Source organism: Paenibacillus sp. P4_A7, from assembly GCF_056402455.1.
Genome location: NZ_JBFUHJ010000648.1, coordinates 1 through 2,266 on the forward strand (window position 1 = coordinate 1; position 2,266 = coordinate 2,266).

Annotated in this window: 3 protein-coding genes; 2 read left to right on the forward strand and 1 reads right to left on the reverse strand. The window is 45.2% G+C overall.

Annotated elements, in window-relative coordinates; translation table 11 throughout:
• On the forward strand, positions 1 to 282 hold a 282-nt coding region (locus AC1DWN_RS32405), incomplete at its 5' end, for a YheC/YheD family protein (protein ID WP_477562952.1).
• A gap of 19 nt (positions 283 to 301) precedes the next feature.
• Here the strand turns inward: AC1DWN_RS32405 and AC1DWN_RS32410 are convergent.
• Positions 302 to 1,180: a LysR family transcriptional regulator gene (locus AC1DWN_RS32410; protein ID WP_477562953.1), complete on the reverse strand. Its 879-nt coding sequence runs from the start codon at positions 1,178 to 1,180 to the stop codon at positions 302 to 304.
• A gap of 111 nt (positions 1,181 to 1,291) precedes the next feature.
• Between AC1DWN_RS32410 and AC1DWN_RS32415 the strand changes: the two genes are divergently transcribed.
• The coding region (locus AC1DWN_RS32415; protein ID WP_477562954.1) for an adenylosuccinate synthetase at positions 1,292 to 2,266 on the forward strand (975 nt) is incomplete at its 3' end.

A 2,266-nucleotide genomic window follows, 5' to 3' on the forward strand; every position in this document is an offset into this window, starting at 1 on the left:
ATGCAGCAGCTAGGGAAGAAGCAGGGGATTTCCGCTTCTAAAACAAGCGGCCGAATTAAAAAGATGAAGCGGGCCGCACTCGAAATTGCCAAAACGTTAAGCAAGAAACGCTCAGGTATGCATGAGATGGGTGTTGATTTTGCTTTAGATAATAAACAAAAACTATGGGTACTGGAAGTGAATACGAATCATCCTCAGTTCTATCCGATTAAAAATATTGATCGTGGCGCATACAATAAAATGAAAAGTTTCGCGCGCAGCTATGGCAGGAAAGACACTTAATAAAGGATTGTTTTCATATTCATGGCAGCAGATCAAGAAATCGTTTGGCGGAGGCAGATAGGGGTACCCCTCGCAGCGTCGCAATACCGATGCTTCGTTGTGGTATAGGCGGGAGTACTGGGATTTCAACAAGCTCGCCGGCAGCTAATTCCTCCGTTACATAGTTGCGAATTAGGAAGGCTAGTCCAAATCCGCTGCGAGCAAATTGGGTAAGCAAATCATTGCTGCCTAACTCAAGCTCAGGCTCTAGTTTGACCCCCTGCTCCGATGCATAAGCATCGAGAAACGCTCGTGTGCTGCTGCCGTTTTCCAGTAAGAGTAGAGGATAATTTCGTATATCTTCAAGTTGGAGCGTTTGCTTCGCAAGTGATGCATACTGATGACCACCAACCAAGCAGTCTTGTAATAACATGCTTTCCTTGAAACATACCTGCTTATCAGCAGCCGGCAGGTGGACGATTCCGAAATCAATTTTCCCTTCCTTAAGCAAAGCAATTGTTTCGGGTGTAGTCCGGTTGGTTACTCGGATACGGATTTGGGGATACTGTGCATGAAAGTGTTCCAAATGAGGCATTAAGTAATATTTACATAGTGTATCGCTAGCGCCAATATTGATCTCTCCGATTTGAAGGCTGTGCATTTCGGAGAGCTGTCTTTCACCTGATTGAATAAAGCTAAAGGCTTGCTCGATGTATTGGTATAATACTTGGCCCTCCGCAGTAAGCTTAACTCCTTTTGAAGTGCGAAAAAATAACTGCCCATTTAATTTTGCTTCAAGCTGCTTAATAGTATGACTAACCGCAGGTTGTGTAATAAATAGCTGTTCTGCAGCTTTTGATAAGCTCCCTGTTTTGGCTGTCCAATAAAAAACACGGTACCATTCCATATTGACGGTCATAAGTCATTACCTCTTCTTATACTTGATATTAGTAATATGAATTATTCTAATGTTATTACGGTAATTATAATGATAGATGGGAGTTAAAAACAAGATCGGGAGGCGATTTTATTGACAGTTACAGCAATTGTAGGGGCCAATTGGGGAGACGAAGGTAAAGGCAAGATGACGGATGTGCTTGCAGCGACGTCTTCATATGTAGTGCGATACCAAGGCGGCAGCAATGCAGGACATACGATTATAAATGAGTACGGAAAATTTGCGCTGCATATGCTGCCTTCTGGCGTGTTTTATCCAGAGGTAACGAATGTTATTGGACCAGGTACGGCGCTTGATATTGAGGTTTTGCTGCGGGAGCTGTCAGAACTGGTAGCTAGAGGCGTGCCAGAACCGAAAATTCGCATATCGGAGCGGACGCAGGTAGTACTGTCTATTCATCGATTATTTGATGAGTTGGAAGAAGAACGGTTAGGAGCGAGCGGATTCGGCTCGACTAAACGTGGGATCGCTCCTTTTTATGCAGATAAATACGCAAAGCTTGGTGTTCAAGTCGCTGATTTGTACGCTCGGGAGAGATTATTGCAGCGATTGGAGCAAACATTAGCATCGAAAAATGTACTCTTAGAGTATTTGTATGGGCGTGAGCCTATTCAGCCAAGTGAACTAATCCCGGAGCTCCTTGAACAAGCAGAAAAGCTTAGGCCATTTCTATGTGATACGACTAAGCTGCTGCATGATGCCTATGGCCGCGGAGAAAATATATTGCTAGAGGGCCAACTTGGCGCGCTTCGTGATCCGGATCATGGTATTTATCCTTATTCAACGTCGTCATCAACGTTGGCGGGTTTTGCTCCTGTAGGTGCAGGATTGCCTGCATATGCTATAACACGTGTAATGTCTGTAGTTAAGGCGTACTCCAGCTGCGTTGGAGCGGGACCATTTGTATCTGAACTAGACGGCGAAGAGGCAGATGAACTTCGGAAACGAGGCGGAGATGCCGGAGAATTTGGTGCTACAACGGGACGGCCTCGCAGGATGGGGTGGTTTGATGCGGTTGCAACTCGCTATGGCTGTATGCTGCAGGGT

Excerpts from the sequence above, each read along its gene's own strand:
- AC1DWN_RS32410 (WP_477562953.1), bottom strand. The coding sequence starts at position 1,180 with ATGACCGTCAATATGGAATGGTACCGTGTTTTTTATTGGACAGCCAAA.